15 protein-coding genes are annotated in these 22997 nt (G+C 73.9%); 3 read left to right on the top strand and 12 right to left on the bottom strand.

The features are described 5' to 3' along the window. The first annotated feature begins 16 nt into the window (after positions 1-16). The 3 genes from N7925_RS04055 (at position 17) to N7925_RS04065 (ending at position 3581) form a co-directional block, all read left to right on the top strand. Complete coding sequence (locus tag N7925_RS04055; RefSeq protein WP_274343048.1) at positions 17-1597, top strand: aspartate:alanine exchanger family transporter; 1581 nt, start codon at positions 17-19, stop codon at positions 1595-1597. Between the two features lie 61 nt (positions 1598-1658). Continuing rightward, positions 1659-2099, top strand: coding sequence for a hypothetical protein (locus N7925_RS04060; RefSeq protein ID WP_274343049.1), 441 nt, complete (start codon positions 1659-1661; stop codon positions 2097-2099). Between the two features lie 114 nt (positions 2100-2213). Then, positions 2214-3581: a cytochrome P450 gene (locus tag N7925_RS04065; protein WP_274343050.1), complete on the top strand. Its 1368-nt coding sequence runs from the start codon at positions 2214-2216 to the stop codon at positions 3579-3581. Between the two features lie 60 nt (positions 3582-3641). On the opposite strand, the gene N7925_RS04070 is transcribed toward N7925_RS04065, so the two are convergent. The 12 genes from N7925_RS04070 to N7925_RS04125 all read right to left on the bottom strand — a co-directional run bounded on the left by N7925_RS04070 (position 3642) and on the right by N7925_RS04125 (position 22979). Then, on the bottom strand, positions 3642-4616 hold the full coding sequence (locus tag N7925_RS04070; protein ID WP_274343051.1) for an ABC transporter substrate-binding protein: 975 nt from the start codon (positions 4614-4616) through the stop codon (positions 3642-3644). Between the two features lies 1 nt (position 4617). Continuing rightward, positions 4618-6603, bottom strand: coding sequence for an ABC transporter permease (locus N7925_RS04075; RefSeq protein ID WP_274343052.1), 1986 nt, complete (start codon positions 6601-6603; stop codon positions 4618-4620). Then, entirely contained in the window at positions 6603-7793 is a 1191-nt protein-coding gene (locus N7925_RS04080; RefSeq protein ID WP_274343053.1) for a quaternary amine ABC transporter ATP-binding protein, read from the bottom strand. The genes N7925_RS04075 and N7925_RS04080 overlap by 1 nt, the downstream gene beginning before the upstream one ends. Continuing rightward, entirely contained in the window at positions 7790-9403 is a 1614-nt protein-coding gene (locus N7925_RS04085) for a GMC family oxidoreductase (RefSeq protein WP_274343054.1), read from the bottom strand. Before N7925_RS04085 ends, N7925_RS04080 begins: the two co-directional genes overlap by 4 nt. 98 nt (positions 9404-9501) lie before the next feature. After that, a complete protein-coding gene (locus N7925_RS04090) occupies positions 9502-11004 on the bottom strand; it encodes an aldehyde dehydrogenase family protein (RefSeq protein WP_274343055.1) in 1503 nt (500 codons plus the stop codon). A 210-nt stretch (positions 11005-11214) separates the two neighbouring features. Continuing rightward, complete coding sequence (locus N7925_RS04095) at positions 11215-13086, bottom strand: aKG-HExxH-type peptide beta-hydroxylase (RefSeq protein ID WP_274343056.1); 1872 nt, start codon at positions 13084-13086, stop codon at positions 11215-11217. 66 nt (positions 13087-13152) lie between these two features. Beyond that, positions 13153-13344, bottom strand: coding sequence for a hypothetical protein (locus N7925_RS04100; protein WP_265598139.1), 192 nt, complete (start codon positions 13342-13344; stop codon positions 13153-13155). Between the two features lie 104 nt (positions 13345-13448). After that, positions 13449-14588, bottom strand: coding sequence for an effector-associated domain 2-containing protein (locus tag N7925_RS04105; RefSeq protein WP_274343057.1), 1140 nt, complete (start codon positions 14586-14588; stop codon positions 13449-13451). After that, complete coding sequence (locus N7925_RS04110) at positions 14585-15748, bottom strand: alpha/beta fold hydrolase (RefSeq protein ID WP_274343058.1); 1164 nt, start codon at positions 15746-15748, stop codon at positions 14585-14587. Before N7925_RS04110 ends, N7925_RS04105 begins: the two co-directional genes overlap by 4 nt. Before the next feature lie 120 nt (positions 15749-15868). Further along, positions 15869-20323 carry an FxSxx-COOH system tetratricopeptide repeat protein gene (fxsT, locus tag N7925_RS04115; RefSeq protein ID WP_274343059.1) on the bottom strand — a complete coding sequence of 1485 codons (4455 nt, stop codon included), beginning with the start codon at positions 20321-20323 and terminating at the stop codon, positions 15869-15871. Then, positions 20323-21420, bottom strand: coding sequence for an AAA family ATPase (locus N7925_RS04120; RefSeq protein WP_265598143.1), 1098 nt, complete (start codon positions 21418-21420; stop codon positions 20323-20325). The genes fxsT and N7925_RS04120 overlap by 1 nt, the downstream gene beginning before the upstream one ends. Continuing rightward, positions 21417-22979 (bottom strand): VMAP-C domain-containing protein, encoded by a 1563-nt coding sequence (locus N7925_RS04125; RefSeq protein WP_274343060.1) that lies wholly within the window; start codon positions 22977-22979, stop codon positions 21417-21419. Before N7925_RS04125 ends, N7925_RS04120 begins: the two co-directional genes overlap by 4 nt. Between the last annotated feature and the right edge of the window lie 18 nt (positions 22980-22997).

The following is a 22997-nucleotide window of genomic DNA, read 5'->3' on the forward strand; positions in this document are numbered from 1 at the left end:
CGGGGAGGCAGGGCCGGTGTGGCAGTTCTTCGCGGACAACCCGTGGGTGGCGGTGTTCGCCGTGATCACGCTCGGCGCGCTGCTCGGCATGGTGCGCTTCGGCCCGGTCCGGCTCGGCGCGGCCGGCGTCCTGTTCGTCGGCCTCCTCGTCGGGGCGCTCGACAAGGACATCGCCGCCGCCGTGCCGGCCGGGGTCTCGGCACTGGGCCTGGCACTGTACGTGTACACGGTCGGCCTGGAGTCGGGTCCCGCGTTCTTCCGTGAACTGCGCGGCCAGCTCCCGGTGATGGCCGGAGCGGTGGCGGCCCTGGCCCTCACCGCGGCGGTGGTCGGCTTCGTCGGACACCGCTGGTTCGGCATCGACGGACCGTTCCTCGCGGGCGGATACGCGGGCATCGGAACCACCACCCCGGGTCTCGCAGCCGCCCAGGACGCCTCGGAGGATCCGACGCAGCCCGCCGTGGGGTACGCCATCGGCTACCCGCTCGCCGTCGTCATCACGATCATGTGCGTCTCGGCGATCGCGGCCCGCCGCCACTGGACCGCCCGCCGGGACCCCGACCCGGGCCTGCCGGCCACCCTCGTCACCCGTACGGTCCAGGTGGCCCGGAGCACGCGCTGGGCGGACGTGCCCGGCGTCGCCGCGCACCGGGTGTTGGCCAGCGAGTACCGTCCCGCCGACGGCGCGACCCGGGTCGCCCGGGAGCTGGGCCGCCTCTCCCCCGGCGACCAGGTCGTGCTGGTCGGCGGCGAGGACGACGTACGGGCGGCGACGGACGCGCTCGGGTCCCTCGCTCCGCGCCATCTGCTGGACGACCGCAGTGCGGTGGACTACCGGCGGGTCCTGCTCACCAACCCGGACCTGGCCGGGCACACCGTCGGGGAGATCGGGCTCGGCGAGAAGTACGGGGCCCTCGTCAGCCGGGTGCGGCGCGGCGACTTCGACATGCTCGCCCACGACGGCCTGCTGCTCCAGCTCGACGACCGGGTACGGGTGGTCATGCCGCGCGAGCGGACGGGCGAGGTCACCGCGTACCTCGGGGACACCGAGGCGAAGGTCAGCGAGGTCAGCGCGGTCAGCCTGGGCCTCGGTCTCACCCTGGGCTTCCTCGTCGGCATCCCCTCCCTCACGCTGGGCTCCACCACGCTCGCCCTGGGCACCGGGGCGGGACCGCTGGTGATGGGGATGGTCCTCGGCCGGCTCCGGCGCACCGGCCCGCTGGTGTGGACCCTGCCGACCCGCGCCAACCTCACCCTGCGCCAGATCGGGCTGCTGCTCTTCCTCGCCGTCGTCGGGCTCACCTCGGGCTACTCGTTCCGGGAGAACGCCTTCTCCCTCTTCGGGCTGAAGCTGGCGGCCGTGCTGGCGATCGGCGCGGTCGTCAGCTACGCCCTGATGGTGCTGGTCGCGAAGGCGCTGGGGCAGAGCCGGGAGCGGACGATGGGGCTGCTGTCGGGCTACGTCGGCAACCCGGCGATCGTGGCGTACGCCAACAGCCGGGCGAGCGACAGCCGGATCAACAACGGCTACTCGACGCTGTTCGCGCTCGCCATCCTGGTCAAGATCGTCTGCATCCAGCTGATCGTGGGTCTCTGAACCGCGCCGCCCGAGCCGGACCTACGCTGAGCCCTTCACGGTCCTGGCGGAGGGAGGCGGAATGGGCGGGACGACGACGTACGTACGGTTCCAGAGCACCGAACGGAGCCCCCGGGGCCACTTCCCCGGCATCTTCGCGCTGGCCAACGGCCTGGCTCGGGAGGGTCGTCTGACCGAGGAGCAGCACCGTTTCTGGCGGGCGGCGAACGACTGGTACGACGCCGCCTACACCGACCCCTCGCGGATCGACCCGACGGTCTACGACCCCGGGGTGAACCCGGGGGCGGTGGCCTGGTTCAAGGGGTCGGCGACCCACCTGCTGGAGCGGGTCCCCGGCTATCTCGCGCTGCTGGCCGCGCACGGGGTGCCGTGCGAGCGGCTGAATTCCGCGGATCCCGGCAGGGTCGTGTACGAGGACGAGCACCAGGTCGTCGTGGTGCCCCGCTCCGGCAGCGCGCACCCGACGACTGCCCCCAACTCGCGCGCACCGTACGGCACCTGACGGTTTCCGGCCACGCCTGCCGTCGCCCTGGTGGAGCGCTGCCCCCATCCTGTTCGATGGGGCTCGATCAGTCGCGCGCCGGCAGTGGCGTGCCCCAGGGAGCGGAGTTCCTCGATGTCCACGCAGACCGGCCCGGCACGCGACACCCAGCCTCGCGGCCATGCGTTCGTGCCGGGGCCCAAGGGGCTGCCGCTCGTGGGGAATCTGCCGCAGTTCGGCAAGAACCCTCTCGCCTTCTTCGAACTCCTCCGCGAGCACGGGGACCTGGTGCGCTGGCGGTTCGGACGCAACCGCTGCGTCTTCCTCGCCGACCCGTCCCTGGTGGGCGAGTTGCTCACCGAAACCGAGCGCACCTTCGACCAGCCGAAGCTCGGTATCGCGTTCCGTACGGTGCTGGGCAACGGGATGCTCGTGGCGCGGGGCCGGGACTGGCGGCGCAAGCGCTCGCTGGTGCAGCCCTCCGTACGGCCCAAGCAGGTCACGTCGTACGCGGCCACGATGGCGGACTGTGCGGTGGAGCTCGCGGACCGGTGGGCCGACGGCCAACGGGTCGACGTCAAGCGGGAGATGTCCGCGCTGACCCAGAAGATCGCGGTACGCACGATCTTCGGGGTGGACACCCCCGCGGACTCCGAGGCGATGGGCCGGGCGATGGACGTCGCCCAGATGGAGATCGGCAAGGAGTTCGCCGGGCTCGGCGCACTGCTGCCGGACTGGGTGCCGACGCCGGGCCGGGCGCGGATCAGGAAGGCCGCCGCCGTCATCGACGCCGAGGTGCGCCGGGTCGTCGCCCGGCACCGGGACGGCGAGAAGGAACGCCCCGATCTGCTCAGCCGGTTGCTCACCGCCGTCGACGACAGCGGGACGCGCCTCAGCGACGAGGAGATCCGGGACGAGGCGGTCACGCTGTACATCGGCGGCCATGAGACGACGAGTACGACGCTGGTGTGGGCGTGGTACCTGCTCGCCCGCAACCCCCGCGTCCGCGACGCGCTCGCCGAGGAGCTGGACCGGATGCTCGGCGACCGGGAGCCCGGCTTCGAGGACTACGCACAACTGCGCTACGCCCAGGCCGTGGTGAAGGAGACCCTGCGGCTGTTCCCGGCGGTCTGGCTGATCACCGGGATCGCGAAGGAGGGGGCGACGATCGGCGGCCTGCCCGTGGAGGAGGGCACCCGGGTGTGGAGCAGCCAGTGGGCCACGCATCGCGACGCGCGGTGGTTCCCCGAGCCGGAGGAGTTCCGGCCCGAGCGCTGGGACGCCGAGGACGGCGACGAGATCCCGGAGTACGCGTGGTTCCCGTTCGGCGGCGGGCCCCGGGTCTGCATCGGCACGCGCTTCGCGATGGTGGAGTCCGTGCTCCTCCTCGCCGTGCTGGCCCGCCGTTTCACCCTGGACGTGGACCCGGGGGAGATCACGCCGCTGACGGGGCTGACGCTCCAGCCGGACCGGGACGTGCTGGCGACGGTCCGGGCGCGGTAGGCCTCTCGCTCCGGATGCGGATCGTGCCCGGCTCCCCTCCAGGAGCCGGGCGGCGCCACCTCAGTCCTGCGGAAGCCACTTCTTCCAGACGTCGGGGTGGCGCTCGATCCAGCGCTTCGCCGCCTCCTGGGGGTCGAGCTTCTGCGAGGCGATCATCTCGGAGACCTCGTTCTGGTCCTTCTCCGACCAGTGGAACTTCTTCAGGAACGCGGACGCCTCGCCGCCGCGCTCGGCGAAGTCGGCGTTGAGGAACTTCTGCAGCGGTGTCGTCGGGTACGCGCAGTCGATGTCCGCCGGGTCCTTGGCGGCGCACGCGTCGGTGTACTCGGGGAGCTTCACCTCGACCATCGGCACCTCGTTGAACAGCCACTGCGGCTGGTACCAGTAGCTGAGGAAGGGCTTCTTCTCCTTGGCGAACTGCTGGATCTGGGTGATCTGGGCCGCCTCGGAGCCGGCGAAGACCACCTTGTAGTCCAGGTCCAGGTTCTTCACCAGGGCCACGTCGTTGGTGACGTAGGAGGGCGAGCCGTCCATCAGCTGGCCCTTGCCGCCGCTCTCGGCGGTCTTCAGTTCGTCCGCGTACGTGTTCAGGTTCTTCCAGTCGGTGACGTCGGGGTGCTTGTCCGCCCAGTACTTCGGCACGTACCAGCCGATGTGGCCGGTGACCCCGAGGTCACCGCCCCGGACGATGGTCTTCTTCTCGTCGACGTACAGCTTCTCCTGGTCCGGGTGGCCCCAGTCCTCCAGGATCGCGTCGACCCGGCCCTGGCTGAGGGCGTCCCAGGCGGGGACCTCGTCGGTCTGGACGAGGTCGACGCGGTAGCCGAGCTTCTCCTTGAGGAGCTGCTCCGCCACGGCGACGTTCGCCTGGGCGCCGACCCAGGACTGAACCGAGAGGGTGACGGTCTTGACGCCGGCGGGGGCCGCGAAGGGGGATGCCTGCTTGGTCATGTCGGCGGCGCCGCAGCCGGCCGTGGCCAGCAGGGCCCCCGCCGAGGCGAGCGCCACGAGCAGGCGGGTGCGGGAGCGGTTCATCTCAGCTCTCCTGTCGCTGGCGGCGGGTGGTGGGCTGGGTGACCCGGTCGAGCATCAGGCCGAGGCAGACGATCGCCGCTCCGGCGACGAGGCCGGTGGCCAGGTCGCCCTGGGCGAGGCCGAGGACCACCTCGTAACCGAGCGCGCCCGATCCGACGAGTCCGCCGATGATGACGACGGCGAGGACCAGGACGACCGCCTGGTTGACGGCGAGCAGCAGGGAGGGCCTGGCCAGCGGGATCTGGACCTGGCGCAGTTGCTGGCCGGGGGTCGCGCCGAGCGAGCGGGCGCACTCCATGGCCGCCGGGTCGACGCCCCGCAGGCCCTGGGTGGTGATGCGGATGACGGCGGGCAGCGCGTAGATCACCGCGGCAGCGGCGGCGGGGGCACGGCCCACGCCGAAGAGGGCGACGACGGGGATCAGGTAGACGAACTGCGGCATCGTCTGGAAGACGTCCAGGACCGGTCGCAGCAGCTTTTCCAGGCGTTCGCTGCGGGCGGCTCCGACGGCGACGCCGAAGCCGATGACCAGGGTGACGGCGACGGCGGCGAGCACCTGGCTGAGGGTGTCCATCGAGGGTTCCCACACGCCGAGTACGCCGATCGCGGCCATGGCGAGGACGGCGGTGGCGGCGGTGCGCCAGGTGCCGATGGTCCAGGCGAGGGCGGCGACGATCAACAGCACCGACCACCAGGGCAGGCCGGTGAGCCCGCTGCGCAGCGGGTTGAGGACGCCGCTGGTGAAGTGGGCGGCGAGGTCGGCGGTGCCGCCGACGACGGGCACCCCGGTGTAGAGGTGGTCGACCATCCAGTCCTTGGCGGTGTTGACCGGTCCGGCGATGGCCACGGTCACGTCCTCGGGCCAGACCCGGCCGTCGGTGGCCCGTCCGGCGACGGCGACGGCCGCGGTGACCGCGGCGGCCAGGGACCAGCCGCGCCAACCGCGCAGCAGGGCGAGGCCGGTGGGCTCGGCGCCGATGCGGCGGCCGGCCGCCTCCGTCGTACGGTCCAGGACGACGGCCAGCAGCACGATCGGGATGCCCGCGGCGAGCGCGGCGCCGACGTCCACGGACGACAGCGCCTGGTAGACGCGGTCGCCGAGGCCGCCCGCGCCGATCACGGAGGCGATGACGGCCATGGAGAGCGCCATCATGATGGTCTGATTGAGGCCGAGGAGGAGTTCCTTGCGGGCCAGCGGGAGCCGGGCGCTCAGCAGCCGCTGCCGTCCGGTCGCGCCGAGCGAGGCGACGGCCTCCATCACGCCGGCGTCCGCCCCGCGCAGGCCGAGCGCGGTGAGCCGGGCCATCGGCGGAGCCGCGTAGACGACGGTGGCGAGGACGGCTCCGGGCACGCCGATGCCGAAGACCAGCACCACGGGGAGCAGATACGCGAAGGCGGGCAGCACCTGCATGGTGTCGAGCACCGGGCGCAGGACGCGGAACGTGCGGTCGGACAGTCCGGCCGCCAGGCCGAGGAGCAGTCCGAGCACGACGGAGGCGAGGACGGCGACGGCCATCAGCGCGAGCGTCTGCATGGTCGGCACCCACATGCCGAGCAGCCCGCAGACCAGGAACGAGACGGCCGCGGTGAGAGCGAGCCGGATCCCCGCGACGCGCCAGGCCACGGCGGCGGCGAGCACGGTGACGCCGGCCCAGCCGAGGGCCAGAAGGACCAGGTAGACGCCGCGTACGGAGAGCACGACGGCGTTGCTGATGTGGCCGAAGAAGTAGAGGAACAGGGGGTGGCTGTCGCGGTTGGAGACGATCCAGTCCGTCACGTCGCCCAGCGGCGCGGAGAGGTCGGCGGTCAGCGCGTCGGGCCAGACGCCGCCGCCCCAGCGGCCGTGCACGAGAGGGACGACGACGACGGCGACGAGCGCGAGCAGCAGGAGCTTGGCCGCTGCCGGGCGGTCGCGAAGTACGGCCAGTGGTCCCCGGCGGGCGCCCGCCTGCGCGGGGCGGGCCGGGGTGGCCCGGGCGGTGGCCATCAGCGGGTCACCTCGCGGGAGCCGTCCGGCGCGTCGGGGCCGGCGGGGGTGTCCGGGGCGCCGGACGCGGAGGCGGAGGCGGTCACGGTCGCGTGGCCGGGTCCGGTCGTTCCCGCGACGACGTCGAGCAGGCACGCGTGGTCGACGACGCCGACGAGCCGGCCGCCGTCCATCACCCGGGCGGCGGGATCGCCGGAGCGGGAGACCGCTTCGATGGCCTCGTACACGGTGGCCCCGGGGCGTACGGCCGGGCCGCGCTCGCTCTCCCCGGCGAGCGCGGGCCGCATGGCCGTGGCGACGGTGAGGACCTGCTCGCGCGGCACGTCGCGGACGAACTCGCGCACGTAGTCGTCCGCGGGCGAGCCCACGATCTCCTCGGGGGTGCCGAGCTGGACGATGCCGCCGTCGCGCATCAGCGCGATCCGGGTGCCCAGGCGCAGTGCCTCGCTGAGGTCGTGGGTGATGAAGACCATGGTGCGGCCCTCCTCGCGGTGCAGCCGGACCACCTCGTCCTGCATCTCGCGGCGGATCAGCGGGTCCAGCGCGCTGAACGGCTCGTCGAAGAGGAGGACGGACGGGTCGACGGCGAGCGCGCGGGCGAGCCCGACGCGCTGCTGCTGGCCGCCGGAGAGCTGCGAAGGGCGGCGGTCCTCCAGACCCGCGAGACCGACCTTCGCCACCAACTCCGCCGCCTTGGCGCGGCGTTCGGACTTGCTCAGACCCTGGATCTCCAGGCCGTAGGCGACGTTGTCCAACACCGTGCGGTGCGGCAGCAGTCCGAAGTGCTGGAAGACCATCGCCGCGCGGTGGCGGCGCAGTTCGCGCAGCCGGGAGCGGTCCATCGCGAGGACGTCCTCGCCGTCGATGGCGATGGTGCCGCTGGTGGGCTCGATCAGCCGGGTCAGACAGCGTACGAGGGTCGACTTGCCGGAGCCCGACAGCCCCATGACGACGAAGACCTCGCCCTTGCGGACGTCGAAGGAGACGTCGCGCACGGCGGCGGTGCAGCCGGTGGCGGCACGCAGTTCGGCGGGCGGGAGCGCGGCGTGCTCGCCGCCGGGGATCCGGTCGGCCTTGGGGCCGAAGACCTTCCAGAGGTCGCGTACGGAGAACACGGGGTTCGCCGTGTTCCCGGCGGACGCGGCGTTCCCGGCGGGCCCGGTGGCCTTGAGGGTCTCGGTTCTGCTCATCGGGCATCGCCTCCGGTGCTGCTGCTGGTGCTGGTGACCGGCGCGGGGTCACGCGCCTGGTCCGCGAGGAGTTCGGCGCACTTCTCGCCGACCATCAGGACGCCGATCATCGGGTTGACGGCGGGCATGGTCGGGAAGACGGAGGCATCGGCGATCCGGATGCCTTCCAGGCCCCGGATGCGCAACTGCGGGTCCACGACGGCCTGCTGGTCGTCGGCCGCGCCCATCCGGCACGTGCCGGCCGGGTGGTAGACCGTGTGGGCGGCCTTGCGGGCGTACTCGCTGATGTCCTCGTCCGAGGTGACCTCGGGTCCGGGGCAGACCTCGCGCTTCAGCCAGTGGGCCAGCGGTTCGGTGGCCGCGATCCGACGGGCGAGCTTGATGCCGTCGACCAGGGTGCGGCCGTCGTGGTCGTCCTCGTCGGTGAAGTAGCGGAAGTCCAGGGCCGGCTTGACCTCGGGGTCGGCGCTCGTGAGGTAGAGGCGGCCCCGGCTGCGTGGCTTGGGGATGTTCGGGGTCATCGACACCCCGTGCTCGGGCTTCTCGTAGCCGAGCCGCTCCGGGTTGTCCGTGAACGGGATCTGGTAGAAGTGGAACATCAGGTCCGGGCCCCGGGATTCGGGGTCGCGGCGGACGAAGAGCCCCGCGTCGGAGTCCATCGCGGAGTTCTCCGGGATGGGCCCGTCGGTCTCCCAGACGATGACGGACTCGGGGTGGTCGAGCAGGTTCTCGCCGACGCCGGGCAGATCGTGGCGCACGTCGATGCCCAGTGCGGCCAGGTCCTCGCGCGGACCGATCCCGGAGTGCAGCAGCAGCCGGGGCGTGTCCACCGCGCCCGCGCAGACGATCACTTCGCGGGCGGCGCGCAGCAGGGTCTCCTCGCCGTCCTTCGTCCGCACGTGTACGCCGGTGGCGCGGGAGCCGTCGAACTCCAGCCGGTACGCCCAGGTCTCCAGCAGAATGCGGAGGCCCGGGCGGTCGCCGGCCTCGATGTGCGGATGGAGGTAGGCGACCGAGGCGGAGGAGCGCTTGTTGTTCTCGGGGTGGTAGGCGAGGTCGAAGAAGCCGACGCCCTCGTGGAACGGCTTGCTGTTGAAACTGTCCACGCGTGGGACCCCGGCCGCCGCCTGGGCGGCGTCGACGAAGTCGCGGGCGATGGCGTTGCGGTCCTTCTCGTCGACCGGGACGATGTTGTTGCGCAGCTTGGCGAAGTACGGGTCCATCGCGGCGGCGCCCCAGCCCTCGGCGCCCGCCTCGGCCCACTCGTCCCAGTCGCCGGGCAGCGGCTTGAAGCTGATGAGGGTGTTGTGCGAGGAGCAGCCGCCGAGGACCCGGGCCCGGCTGTGCCGGATGTGGGAGTTGCCGCGCGGCTGCTCGGTGGTCGGGTAGTCGTAGTCGAGGTCGCCGCCGAGGAGGCCGAGCCAGCGGCGCAGGGTGAGCACGTCGTCGCGGTCGATGTCGGTGGGGCCGCCCTCGACGACCGTGACGGTGACGTCGGGGTCCTCGGTGAGCCGGGAGGCGATGACCGAGCCGGCGGTGCCGCCGCCGACGATCACGTAGTCGGCCACGGGGCCGTCGGGGACCGCGGTGCTGCGGGGGGTGGAAGGCATCGGTCACTGCTCCTTCTGCAAGGTCCGTGCGTGTGCGTGGCGCTTCGAACAGCCGGGCGGGGCAACGGGGTTGCGTGTGTCCGGGGCCCCCGCAGGCGTCAGCCGGCGAACCAGCGCTGGGGGCGCGGGTTCAGGTTCTGGTAGATGTGCTTGGACTCGCGGTACTCGGCGAGCCCCGTCGGGCCGAGCTCGCGCCCCGTGCCGGACTTCCCGAAGCCGCCCCACTCGGCCTGCGGCAGGTAGGGGTGGTAGTCGTTGATCCAGACGGTGCCGTGGCGCAGCCGTCCGGCGACCCGGCGGGCCCGGCCCGCGTCGGTCGTCCAGACGGCGCCCGCGAGGCCGTAGTCGGTGTCGTTGGCCAGCGTGATGGCCTCTTCCTCGGTACGGAAGGTCTCGACGGTGAGAATCGGGCCGAAGGTCTCCTCGCGGACCACCCGCATCTCGCGGTGGCAGCCGTCGAGGACGGTCGGCCGGTAGAAGTATCCGCCCTCGGGCCGCACGTCGCTGGGGGCCGGGCGTTCGCCGCCGGCCCGGACGATCGCGCCCTCCTCGCGGGCGGAGGCGACGTACGCCTCGACCTTGGCGAGCTGCTGCGCGGAGACGAGGGGGCCGCACTCGACGCCCTCCAGGGTGCCCCGGCCGAGGCGGATGGCGTCGGCGCGGCGGGCCAGCTCGGTGACGAACCGCTCGCTGACCGAGTCCTGGACGATCAGCCGGGCCCCGGCGGAGCAGACCTGGCCGCTGTGGAAGAACGCGGCGTTCAGAGCCTGGTCGACGGCGGTGTCGAAGCCCTCGTCGGTGGCGCAGGCGTCGGCGAAGACCACGTTGGGGTTCTTGCCGCCCAGCTCCAGGGCGACCTTCTTCACGGTCGGCGCGGCGGCCTGGGCCACCTTCGTACCGCTGGCGAGACCGCCGGTGAAGGAGACCAGGTCGACGTCGGGGTGCTCGGAGAGGCGCGCGCCCACCGGGTCGCCCGCGCCGGTGACGAGGTTGGCCGCGCCGTCGGGAAGGCCGGCTTCGGAGAGCAGCTTGATCAGGTGGACGGTGGAGAGCGGGGTGACCTCGCTGGGCTTGAGCACGAAGGTGTTGCCGGCGGCGAGGGCCGGGGCGATCTTCCAGCTGGCCTGGAGGAGGGGGTAGTTCCAGGGGGCGATCAGGGCGCAGACGCCGACGGGCTCGTGGACGACGATGCTGTGGACGTCGGGGTCGCCCGCGTCGACGACCCGGCCGCCGCTCTCGTTCATGACGAGGTCGGCGAAGTAGCGGAAGGCATTCGTCACGTCGTCGACGTCGACCCGGCCCTCTTCGAGGGTCTTGCCGGTGTCGCGGCTCTCGGTGATCGCGATCTCCTCGCGGTCCCGCTGGAGCAGCTCGGCGACCCGGCGCAGCAGCCCGGCCCGCTCGGCGACGGGCTTGTGCGGCCAGGGGCCGTCGTCGAAGGCGCGCCGTGCCGCCGCGATCGCCGCGTCGGCGTCCTCCGCCCCGCCCTCCGCGACGACGGCCAGGACCGTGGCGTCGGCGGGGTCGACGATCTCGCGCGTCGCGCCGGATCCGGCGGCCCGCCAGGTGCCGTCGATGTGGATGGTGTTGAGCGCCGACATGTCGATTTCGCCTTCCGTGCCTGAAATGCCCCCTCCGGTTCGGCCGGGGCGTGCTGCGCGGTGAACCGGGGTACGGCCGCACCAGCGGCCTGGACCCCTCCCCGGTCCGGCGGAATGTATGCCGAGAATTTCACGCAGAGTGATGCGCCTCACGCGTGCAGGCCGCTCCGAAAGGCTCCCGGACCTTCCGTGCGGGGGGTCCGGTGCTGGTCAGGCGGGTGGTCGTGGGGCAGCCAGCCGGTGGGCCGCGTGCTCCCACACCTCCGGCCCCTCCCCCGCGACGGTGGCGGCGAACCGCTCGGGGCGGGCGAGGAGCCGCCGGTGGCCGGGGTGGAGCGCGGTGTGCGCCAGCAGCCAGCCGGCCAGCGGATGGGGGTCCCCCGGCGCCTCGGACCAGCGCTCCCGGTACGCCTCCCGTGCCGCGGCGGCCTCCCCCCGGACCAGCAGCACATCCGCGCGGACCGGTGCCGTGGCCGCGCGCACGCGGCGGGCGACGGTGACCGGCACGGCGTCCGGAGCGGCGACCGACGCGACGCCCGGCCCGGTGTCCGCGACGATGACGTCCAGCGCGCTGTCCGGGCGGAGGTACAGCGCGCCCCGCACGTCCTGCCAGTGGGTACGTTCCGAGGCCGGGACGAGCAGGGGCTGCCCTACGGGCGGCGGCGGAGCCCCCGTGCGCAGCGCAGCACCCAGGCCGGCGCGCTCCTCGTCCGCGCACCGCAGATTGCGCAGCCGCCACTCGACCCGGTGGCCGGCCGCCGCCGCGCGGGCCCGCGCCACGGCCCGCCCGTCCACGGGTTCGCGGAGCCAGCCGTCGACGGTGCGGGTCAGTCCGGCGACGAGCCGGCGGCCGGGTCCGGTGAGCGCGGCGCGGGTCGCCAGGGTCCGCAGGACCGCACGGGTCTGGAGGCGCCGGAGCGCGAACCGGAAGGGTGCCAGATCCAGCGGATCGGCTGCCCGGTCCCCGATCCGGTCCCGCCAGAATCCGGCGACGCCGACGAAGGCGTACGCCCCGTGGAGAAGCCCCGGCAGATGACGCGGGTCCGGGCGCCACGGGGCGTAGTGCTCCTCCTCGCGATCGTCGTCGAGCATCGCGAAGAGGTGCAGCAGCGCGCCGAGTTTGCTGTGCTGGAACTCGTGGACCATCGTCTCCGCGAGCGCCGCGCCGTCCGGGGGCCGGGCCACCACCATGGAGCCGAACGCGTCGGCGGTGGAGGCGCTGAGCCCCGCGACGGGGCCGTGTCGCAGCCGTCCGGGCCAGGGCACGATCCGCCCGATCTCCTCGGGGCGCAGCGTGCCCGGGCCCGTACCGCCGGAACGCGGGGCGGGGTCGAGCAGCGCGACCGCCGCGGCGAACAGTTGCTGCCAGGAGCCGAGTTCGCACGGGGTGAGCCGCTGGGGCGGGATCGGGTGGCCGAGGTCGCGGTACGGGTCGGTGTCGTCGAGGGCGACCTCGGGCCCGCCCGGCCGGACCGGCAGCCGGTGCGTCGGCCACCACAGGGCGCTCGGCGGCGCGGTGAGCGGTCGCACGGTCAGCGCCGTCGCCCCGGTGCCCCGTCCGGCCGGGACGAGCAGCAACTCGCCTTCCCGTACGCGCGCGTGGACCGGCTGGAAGCCCAGCAGCGGGGTGCCCGGCAGCCGGGCGAGACCGAGCGTCGGCAGGGCCACCGCGCCCTCCCTCGCGGGCACGACGAGCTCGGCGGCCGTACCGGCCCTCACCGCGGCCACCAGGGCGACGGCGGCCAGGTGTCCGGCGTCCACCCACAGCGGAGAGCCGGCCGCGGTGCCGTGCAGGCGGCGCAGCGTGTGGGCGAGCCAGCTCCCCACCTGTGGGCTGAGCAGCAACTCCTCCACGCAGTCCGGCCTCCGGGCCTCGGCCCGTTCGACGGCCCGCCAGATGGCGCCCAGGTCGGCGGGGCCGAGCAGCGCGGGCCGCTCCTCCAGCCGGCTCAACAACTCCCGCAGCAGGACGAGGCGTCGGGCCCGTTCGCCCGCCACGAGGAAGCGGACGGTCTCCACCGAACCACCGCCCGCGGCGAGTTCGTCGAACCAGTGGCCGGGCATCCGCATCGGTTGCTGCACCCGCGCTCCTCTGTCGTGGTTCCGGCGCGACCGCGGGGCCCGTCTCCGGGGAGGGCCGCGCAGCGCTCAGTCGGCGCGAGCGTTGGGGGGGCCGTCATTGGACAGCGTGCTGGTGCGCGCTCTTCGGATCTCCTCCAGCAGACGCTGTCCGGGCGCGGGAGCGAGGGCGCGCACGGTGGCGACGCCCACTTCCGCGAGGTCCGCCACATCGGACTCCACGTAGTCGGCCGGATCACCGGCCAATGCCGTCTGCTGCAAGGCCTTTTCCCCCTCTTCGGTCCGGCGGCACACGATGCCACCCGTCCCTTCCCATCATGACGAATGGGTTGCCTTCCGGAAACCCGTGCGATCACGTCGTACGATCACGGTCCGGGCGGGCCGGGCCGGTCCTCGACCAGGAACTCCCGCAGGGCTTCCTCCAGTTCGGCGGCCCTGCCGGGATCGTCGTCGAGCAGGGTGACGGCCCGGTAGAGGTCCCAGGGGCCCTCCGGACGCCGCCGCAGCGTCCGCAGAATGCCCAGGACGTCCGTACGGGGCACCGCGTGCCGCGGCATCCGCGCCACCAGTACCGGGTCCAGCTCCCCCACCATCGTCTGACGTTCGTCCCGGTCGCTCATCAGCGGATAGGCGAGGAGCGCTTCGACCACCCGGACGAGACCGCCGCCCGTCCGGTCGGGTCCGGGGCGGACTCCGTCCGTCGGCGGCGGTGTCGCCGGACGGCCGGGCAGGTGCTCCGCGTGGCCGGGGCGGTGCAGTTGGAGCGTGGGGAGCTGGGTGCGGCTCTCCTCGGCGCGCAGCCGGTCGAACCGGCCCCGGACGGCCGCGAAGAGCGCCTCCGGGTCGGGAGCCGGACCGCGCGGCAGAGCGGCCAGCTCGCGCAGGAGGACGTCCGAAAAGACGCCCAGGCCGCGCACGGGGTCGTTGGCCGCGCGCTGCCCCCGGTCGGCGGCCAGCAGCACGTTCTGCCGGTGCACGCGCAGTCGCTGCCCGGCGGGGAGGCTTCCGTCCGGGATCGTGACCGCCGGGCGGTGGCGCTCCTCGAAGGTCCGGCAGGCGTCCACGACCCAGTACTGCTCCGCGAAGCCGGGCAGGACATCGCTGCTCAGGCGACGTCGGGCGGACTCCATGTCGATGTTGCGGCGGTCGGCGTCCGTGGCGTCGGCGCAGTAGAGCCGCAGGTGTTCGTCCCGGTCCAGGACGCCGTGCCCGCCCCACCAGACCCAGAGCACATCCCCTTGGCGGGCGGGCAGTTCGTGGACCAGGACCCGACGCAGGGTCTCGTGGTCGGCGCCGCGGTGGCCGGCGACCGGGTCCGTCCCGTCCGCCGGGGCGAGGTGCAGCAGGATGTTGGCGTCCGGCACGCCCCTGGACCGCAGCCACTCCCGGAAGCGCAGCGCGTCGCGGACCGGCCCCGGCAGCGTCCAGTGCGGGCCCGCCGCATAGGCCTCGACGCCGACGACGAGCGCCATCACACGCCTCGGGTCGACACCGCCCGGGGTCACGGCAGCCGCTCCGCTATGGCCCGGTAGACGGCCGGATCGGTCCAGTAGGCGCTGTGGGCGGCGGGGAACGGCTGCCGGTTGTCGGTCGCGATGTCCTCGGCCCGGCCGGGGAACAGCGGTGCGGCGGCGAAGCCGAGCAGATCGCGGCGGTCGTGGATGTTCAGCCAGGCGGGGACGTGGACGGGCAGCGGTTCCGGGTGTTCGAGGTGGGGCAGCGCCCCCGTCTCGTACAGGAACGGCCCCTGCGAGCCCACCGTGACCAGCAGTCGCACGTCGGGCAGCGGGGCCTCGATCAGGGTGTCGAGGGCGATGATCCCGCCGAGGCTGTGGCCGAGCAGGACGACCGGGGGCTCCACGGCGGCGACCAGCTCGCGCAGCGCGGAGCGCAAAGGGCCGCCGCGGACGAGGAACGTGAGGACGTCGCCCGCCGCCGGGTGGGCGGCCCCGGTGAGGGCGCGGCGGCGGCGCACCGCGTAACGGGAGCCGAGCCGCGCCAGGGGCCGTGCGGCCAGCCGGCCCACCGGCCCCCTGCTGGTACCGGGCGCGGCGGCGCCGAGCTCCCGGGCGATCCGGTCCACCGCGGCGTCGCGGGCGGCCCCGTCGGGGATCACGGGCGCGTCCTCGGCCAGGGCCGCGCCGATCACGGCCGCGGCCAGCGCGCGGGCCAGGAGCGCCGCCAGGGCTTCGGGGTCCAGGGCTTCGGCGGCCGGGGTGAGCAGGGGGCCACGGGCCAGGGCTGCGGCCCGCGCACCGAGACCCGGGCCCAGCTCCGGGGCGGCCGCGTCGCCCCGGGCGGCCAGCGCCGCCAGCCGCTCCCGGAACTCCTCGTCGGGGAAGGCGGCGCCCGGCGGGATCTCGCCCGAGGGGCCGCGAGCGGCGGCGAGGGCCAGCTCCGCCTCCGGGTCGCGGTAGAGGCGCTCCCAGGCGGCGGTCTCGTCGTCCTGCTCGCTCTCCGCGTCCCGTTCGGTGGCTCCGGTCCCGTCGTACGGGATGCTGGCCCCGCCCGCCGCGAGCCGGGCCCCGTACCGCTCTCCCCAGTCGAGCGGTACGACCCGCACGCCCGGGGCGGCCTCGGCGAGCGAGGCCGTGACCCGGGTGTACAGGGCCTCGGCGTGCGGTGGCCGCACGCCCGTGCCGTGGATGAATATGACCGTGGTCATGCGTCGCCCCCGTCAGTGGTCTCCCGGCCCGCCGGTCCGGGCCGGATCCCGTGGTCGGTCCGGGCCGGGCCCCGTGGTCCGAACGGACCAGGTGTCGGAGCCCCGGCCCGGTCCGTCGCCTCACAACGGAATCACCGTCACGTCGTACTCGATGCGCTGGTGCAGCCGGGCCGAGGTCCGCCACGGGTGCTGTTCCCCGAGGACGCGCGTCAGGCCCTCCACCGCCCGGGCGTTGAGCCCGTCCGCCTCCGCGGGGCGGCCGAGTCCGCGCTGGTCCAGGGAGAGGTTCGCGACGCAGACGAGGGTGAAGGGATGGTCCTCGCCCGCCACCTCGGTGAGCAGCGGCAACGTGGCGCTGTCCACCTCCAGGGCGCCCGCGAAGTCCAGCCGGGCGTAGTGGTCGTTGGCCCGGCCCAGCGCGGCGGCCAGGGAGTAGACGTGCCGCTCCCCCAGGTCCGCCCGGAGCCGAGCCCCCGCGACCGTGTCCAGCCGCTCGGCCTCCTCGACCTCGCCCATGGCCCGCAGGGTGGCGGCCACGTTGACCATGGCGCACAGGGTGTACGGGTGGTGCTCGCCGAAAATGTCCCGGTAGCGGTCGAGGATCTGCCGGCCGAGGCGCCGGGAGTCCTCCAGCCTGCCCGCGATCCTGCGGTCGACGACCGCCGCCAGGGCGGCCCCCAGGGTCTCCGGGTACTCCGCGCCGTACCGGGTGGTGAAGCGCTCCAGGATCTCCTCGACCAGCTCCGACGCCTCCTCCTGCAGCCCGGCCCGGCGTCGGCAGATCGCGAGATTCAGCGCGGCCCGGATCGTCGCCGCGTTGGTGCGGCCGAAATGGGTCCGATAGGTCTGGTAGGTCGACTCCTGGAGGACCCGGGCCCGGGGGAAGTCGCCCGCCTCGCGGGTGTCCGCCGCCAGGGCGCTCAGGGTGTTGAGGGTGAGGCCGCTGGTCGGACCGTAGAGCAACTGGCGTTGCCTGGCTGCCTCTTCGTCGATCTCCATCGCCCGTCGGAAGTCGCCGTTCACCCGCAGCGAGACGCCGTAGCTGTGGGCCGCGTTCAGCGTGGTCGGGTCCTCCGGACCGTAGAGGTCGCTCGACCGCTCGAAGGCCTCGGCGCTCAGCTCCCGGGCGGCGGCGAAGTCGCCCCGGTAGCGCAGCGAACCGGCCATCTGGAGCATGGAGTCGATGAGCTCCTCCTCCGGGATCGGAGCGTTGCGCGAGACCTCCATGGCCTGCTCGCTCAGCGCCGCGGCCTCGGGGATCCGGCCGAGGTGCTGGAGGTAGAAGGCGAGCATCTTCGTGATCCGGATGACATGCAGGTCGTCCTCGGCCGACTGCTCGCTCCAGGCCTCCCACGCCCGCCGGGTCAGGTCCGCGCCCGCCTCGTGCGCACCCCAGTAGTAGAGGAAGGTGACCATGTCGAACACCAGGTCGCGCACCCAGCCGTCGGAACTGCCGACCGCGTCGGAGGCGATCACGTGGGGCAGCAGCCCGAGGTAGGTGGGCCACTGCTCCGGCGAGGCGGGCAGTCCGGGTTTCGCGGTGGTCAGGAGCGCGTGGGCGGCGTTGCGCATCGCCTCCCGCTCCTCCGGGCCCAGCCGGGCGACGATCACGTTCTGCATCAGCCGGTGCATCTGGAGCGTGCCGGCCTTGTGGTCGAGGCGCACCAGCGAGAGCTTGCTCAGGTCGCGGGTGGCGCGGGCGAGCAGCAGGGGGTCGCGCAGCACAGGGTCCAGTTCGGGGGTGATCTGGACGTTGCGGCCGCCGCGGAGCATGTTCAGCGGGATGGGCTCGGGTGCCATACAGGCGCAGATCTGGAGCAGTTGGCGGGCGGCCGGGTTCTCGACGGACAGCCGGCCGAGCGAGATGTCCCAGACCGCGGCGACGGGCAGCGGGTAGTCCGGGGACGGGGCCAGTTCGAGGATCTCGGGGCGGCGTTCGTCGAGCAGTTGGAGGTACTCGTCGACCGGCATGCCGGTGGCGGCGTGCCAGGCGCCGGCCTGCTCGACGGCCAGGGGCAGATCGCCGAGCGCCTCGGCGAGCCGGCCCGCGTCATGGGTGCTCAGTCCCCGGGCCCGGCGCTGGAGCAGGGCGATGCTCTCCTCGCGGTCGAAGACGTCGACGCTGAGGGGGGTGGCGACCCGTTCCCACTCCCTGTTGCGCGAGGTGACGATGATCTTTCCCGGTCCGCCGTTGGGGAAGTACGAGCGCACCGACTCGATGTCCTCGGCGTTGTCGAAGACCAGCAGCCAGTTGTCGAAGGGCTTGCCGGTGCGCAGGGCCTCGCGGACGGCGGGGACGGCGGTGTTCGCCTGCGGCCCGACCTCCAGGCCGAGGCCGGCCGCCAGCTCGGCGAGCGCGGCCAGGATCAGGCTCTCCTGCTCGGCGGGGATCCACCAGATGACGTTGTACTCGCCGCTGTGACGGTAGACGTACTCCACCGCGATCTGCGATTTGCCCACGCCGCCGAGGCCGTGCAGTGCGTGCGGGAGGACCGCCGTCGTCTCGTCCTCGGTCAGCTGCCGCTCCACGGCGGCGAGAAGGGACTCGCGGCCGGTGAAGTTGGGGTTCTTGGGCGGTACGTTGCCCATGATCCTCGGCTGGCCCGAACGGACGACGCGTGCTTGCGGCGCTTTGACTTCCATCTCCTCGTGAGCCCTCCGGGCGGTGTTGTCAGCCGGTGCCGAGGGGGCAGCTGCTGGGGGTGTCGTGGGCGGCACGGGTCCTCCTGGTGAAACGACGCTGTCCGGTGGCAGCCTTGCCCATTTCGGGGCGGCTTTCAGCACATCCGCATCGATCTCACCCGGCCGGGCAGGGGGGTCGTCCGGCGAACGCACCAGGCGGGCGGCCACCCTGGCGGCCCGGCCGGCGTAGGGGCCCGACAGCGCCCGCAGCACCGCCAGCTCGATGCGGAGCCAGGGACGGACACCGGGCTCCGCGCCGGGGAGGGCGGTACGCACCGGGTCGTGGAGGGCCGCGCGCAGTCGCGCACCGTGGCCCTGCCCCGTCCGCAGCTCCGCCAGCAGCCCCACGGTGCGGGCGAGTTGGGTTCTGGTGCTGGTGGCGAGCAGCGCTTCGCGCACATCGTCGGCGAAGTCCGGACCGTTCCCGGCGTCGGCGTCCCAGTCGATCAGCCCGCCCATCATGACCTCGGCGAGGTGCTCGGGCCCGGCGTCCGGCAGGGCCAGGTCGCGCAGCTCGTCGACGACGGCGAAGTCCAAGGGGGCGAGGGCCAGCAGGACGGCGAGCTGCCGGGCCAACGGGCTGGCGAGGGAGCGGAACCTGCGTACGGCGGCGGCCGCCGCCCGGGGGCCGTCGACGACCGGGGTGCGCAGCCCGGGGGCGGAGGCGCCCTTGGCCATCGCGCCCGCCAGGACCACCGGCAGTGTTCGCCGCACGCCGCGTTCGCCGGTCACCAGGTCGGCCCAGGCGCGGAAGGACCCGGCGCGCACGCTGAGCACCGGTACGGGCACGGTGTCGTCGTCCGGTTCGGGCAGCGGCCGGACGGGGTCGTGCGCGCCGAGCGGCGGACGGAAGCGGAAGCGCCGGTTCGGCGCGCCGAAGCCTCCGGCGTCCAGCTGGGCGCGGAACGGGAACAGCGAGGAACGGTGGCGCAGATAGGGCGGCAGGAGGTGGACCAGCGCGGTGGGCCCGCCGGAGGCGAGCCGTTCCAGTAGCCGGTCGGCTCCGGGGCCCGCCCAGCCGTGCGCGAGCCCGTCCGTCACGACGAGGAAGAGCCGCGCGCCGCGGCCGTCGAGCAGTTCGGCGGGGTCGCCGTCGCGTCCGCCGGGCCAGCGCAGCGCGGGTTCGCCGGCTCCGGCGGGCAGGGCCACCCCGACCGTGCGGACGTCACGGAAGGCCCCGCTGCGGGCGGCCTCTTCGGCGATCTGCCGGACGGTGGCGCCCCACGGCGGCATGGTGGGGGCCCGGTCGACGAGGAGCATCAGGTCGAAGGCCCGCTCGCGGTCGGGGAGGAAGTAGGGAACCCACAGTCCGTCGGTGAGCCCGTGCTCGGCCGTGCTCTCCTCGTCCAGTGCGCTCCGACCACCGGTGGGCACCCTGCGGCCCAGCCCGCGCAGCGACCTGGCCAGCCGCGGCGTGGCCGTCCGCACGGCCCTGGGGCGGGGGCCGGGCAGCCGTTCGGGGCCGGTGCGGGTGCGCTCCTGTACGGTCCTGATCTCCCGTTCGTACGCCGGTGGCCCGGGCAGCCCGGAGACCCCGGGCACGGCGTGGGGCGCGGGGTCGGACGCTGGGCCGGGGACCGGGCCGAGCAGCGGTTCGGGCCCTCCGGCGGGCGGCGGGGCGACGACCGCCGGCGGCCCGGAGCCGGGCGTGTCGGGGCCGGGCGTGTCGGGGTGCCGTTCGGTGGGGGGCAGGAGGTCCGGGGCGGGCCCGGGGGTGCGCTGGGCGTCGAGGCGGGCGGCGGCGAGCCAGGCGGCGTCGGCGAGCTCCGTCCAGTCGGCTCCGCCCGGGTCCGGCGGGCCGTCGTCCTCGCGCCGGTCGCCGGTGGTGGGATCGGGGGAGTCGGCCGGCACGGACGCGGGGTCCGGAGCACGCTCCCTGGGCAAGCCGTTCATCAGCGGCCCTTCGAGAGGTCTCGGAGGAGCATCTCGACGAGTTTACGCCCGTCGGCATCCGCTTGAAAACCGCCCGCGGTCGTCAGCTGGACGGCGTTGAGCAACTGGTCGATCGACTGGGTGCCGCCGCCGCGCAGACGCTTCTCGAACTCGTCCACCAACGCCTCGACGCCTTCCGGGCGCTGCCGCAGATGGCTGACGACGATGCCGATCAGCTGCTCGCGGCCGGGCGGCAGCATCTCCAGCGGCAGGCAGCGCCGGCGGAACGCGGCGGGGAACTCCCGTTCGCCGTTGCTCGTGATGACCACGACGGGGAACTGCGCGCACTCCACCCGGCCGCCCTCGACCCTCGCCGAGCCACGCGGGTCGTCCGTGAACACGGTCGCCGACTCCTCGTTGCTGCGAACGAGTTCGGGGATCTCGTAGCTGCCGTTCTCCAGCACGTGCAGGAGGTCGTTGGGCAGGTCGATGTCGCTCTTGTCCAGCTCGTCGACGAGCAGCACCCGGGGGCGCGCGTAGGCGAGCAGGGCGGTGCCGAGCGGGCCGAGGGTGACGAAGTCCCCCAGCGCCGGGGGCCCTTCACCGGCCGGACCGCGGCCCTCCGGACCTGCACCGACGACGTCGGGGGCGGGGCCCTGCGCGCTCGTGGCGTCGGCTGCCCGCCAGGCCGCGATCGCCTGGGCACGGCCGATCGCGTCGTACGCGTACAGGCCCCCCTTGAGCGTGCTGCGGCTGACGACGCTCCAGGGCAGGACCCGGCCGAGCCCCAGCTCGCGGGCGATCAGATAGGCGAGGGTGGACTTGCCGACGCCCGGCGGGCCGGTGATGAGCAGCGGGCGGCGCAGCAACAGGGCGGCGTTGACCGCGTCGATCTCCTCGCGGCGCAGCTGCGGCCCGTCCTGGATCCGGCCGAGGCGGCGCTCGGCGGCACGGTCGTCCTCGGGCGGCGGCGGCTGGAGCGGGCCCCCGGGAAACGTACGCCAGGGCGGCGGCGCCGGCAGCTCCGGCGGCTCGCCTCCGGGGGCCTTTCCGGTCGCGTGGAAGACCCACCACGGGGGCGGCGACGACGGTGGTACGGCAGCGGCCTCTCCGGTCATGCCGACAACAACTCCTCACGATCGACCAGTCGGTACGGGTCGTCCCAGAAGAACGCGATGTGTCTGCCCACCCACAGGGGGCCGTCCTCATCGATCTCCGCCCCCGCTCTCAACCTGTGCACTTTTTCCGGCAGTTGTGCGTACGTGTGCCCCAGAAGCAGCGTGAGCAGTTCGCTGGACCGGGAGGAGCTTTCGGCCCTGCGGTCCCAGGCGGCGACACCCACGCCCTCGACGACGGCGGCCTGCAACGCCTCCAGACCGTGCCCCTGGACGGCGGGCGCGTCGAGGATGACCGCGGTGAGCGACTCGTCCCCGGCGATGTGGGCACGCCAGCGTTCGAATCCGTCCCGGTCCGCGGCCTTCCAGCGGTGGGGGGCCGGGGCGGTCGCGGTCCGGAGCTGATCCCAGCGGGCCTGCCAGCGGCGCAGCTGCCCGGCGTCGCCACGCATCCGGTCCAGGCTGCGCAGATGGACCCGGTAGTGCATGCCGATCGGCCGGGGCCTCGGGGCTCCGGTACCCAGTTCCAGGCGGGCCATGTCGTGGTTCAGCAGGTCGAAGGGGAGCAGGAACTCGACGTGGACCGGCCCCCCACCGCCCTCCGCCTTCCCTGCCCGACCGTCTGGCTCCGGCTGCCCCGCGTGCCCCGTCGGAGTACCGGCCCACAGCGCCTCGCCGCGCTCGACGGCGCGCTCGACCGCTCCGGCCAGGGTGTCGAGAGTGACGGTCTCCATGGCGCCCTGCTCCGGCCGCCAGTAGCCGGGGACCTTGTTGAGCCAGTGCCGGACGAAGACGTCCGGTGAGCCGTCCCGGGCCGGTTCGACCATGACGACCAGACACCGGGGCACCGTCGGGTCGGGGGCGGCGGGCCGCTCCAGGCGCCGGCGGCAGTCGGCGAGCGCCTCCTGCACCCCGACGGCCGCCCGGGCGTCGGCGGCCGGGGCGGCGGGGTCCTCCGCCTCCGCCCAGCGGTCCGCCCACCGGCGCAGCGCCGCGCCCCGCTCGGCCGACAGGGCGGCGGCCGCTTCGACGAGGACGACGGCTGCGGGGAGTCCGTCGGCGCGTGCGGTCATGTCCAGGGTGTGGTCGTAGAGTTCGGCCGGTGTTCCGTGGTCCGGCAGGTCCCCGGGCAGTTCGTCGGCGAGGAGGGCGGCGAGGCGCCCGGCGTCGACGTCCTTCGCCTCGACGAGCAGCCGGCGCGCCTGCCGGGCGATGTCCTCGGCGAAGACGGGCGCGGGCGAGGGCCCCGGTCGGCCGGTGTCGGTCCGGATGCCCGCCTCGGCGGCGATCCACTCGGCCTCGTCCTGGCCGGAGACGGTGCGGACCGCGTAGACGAGGGCCTCGGGGCCGCCGGGCCGGTGGATCACCTTGCGGACCAGATGCGTCATGGCGACCCGGGGCGTGCTGTCCGGGTAGGTCAGTTCGACGCCGAGTCGGTACGCCACCGTCTCCACGAACTCGACGCGCTGAGTCCGGTCCTTGACACATTCGAGCAGGGTCAGCGCGTCGACCAGGGTCTGCACCAGGTCCGGTCCCGGGTGCCCGTGCGGGACAGCGTTCATCGCTGACCATCCCCCCGC

The organism is Streptomyces sp. CA-278952, assembly GCF_028747205.1.
Classification (GTDB): domain Bacteria; phylum Actinomycetota; class Actinomycetes; order Streptomycetales; family Streptomycetaceae; genus Streptomyces.

Coding starts and splice junctions, on each gene's coding strand:
- N7925_RS04060 (WP_274343049.1), top strand. CDS start 1,659: ATGGGCGGGACGACGACGTACGTACGGTTCCAGAGCACCGAACGGAGC.
- N7925_RS04065 (WP_274343050.1), top strand. CDS start 2,214: ATGTCCACGCAGACCGGCCCGGCACGCGACACCCAGCCTCGCGGCCAT.
- N7925_RS04070 (WP_274343051.1), bottom strand. CDS start 4,616: ATGAACCGCTCCCGCACCCGCCTGCTCGTGGCGCTCGCCTCGGCGGGG.
- N7925_RS04075 (WP_274343052.1), bottom strand. CDS start 6,603: ATGGCCACCGCCCGGGCCACCCCGGCCCGCCCCGCGCAGGCGGGCGCC.
- N7925_RS04080 (WP_274343053.1), bottom strand. CDS start 7,793: ATGAGCAGAACCGAGACCCTCAAGGCCACCGGGCCCGCCGGGAACGCC.
- N7925_RS04085 (WP_274343054.1), bottom strand. CDS start 9,403: ATGCCTTCCACCCCCCGCAGCACCGCGGTCCCCGACGGCCCCGTGGCC.
- N7925_RS04090 (WP_274343055.1), bottom strand. CDS start 11,004: ATGTCGGCGCTCAACACCATCCACATCGACGGCACCTGGCGGGCCGCC.
- N7925_RS04110 (WP_274343058.1), bottom strand. CDS start 15,748: ATGACCACGGTCATATTCATCCACGGCACGGGCGTGCGGCCACCGCAC.
- fxsT (WP_274343059.1), bottom strand. CDS start 20,323: ATGAACGGCTTGCCCAGGGAGCGTGCTCCGGACCCCGCGTCCGTGCCG.
- N7925_RS04120 (WP_265598143.1), bottom strand. CDS start 21,420: ATGACCGGAGAGGCCGCTGCCGTACCACCGTCGTCGCCGCCCCCGTGG.
- N7925_RS04125 (WP_274343060.1), bottom strand. CDS start 22,979: ATGAACGCTGTCCCGCACGGGCACCCGGGACCGGACCTGGTGCAGACC.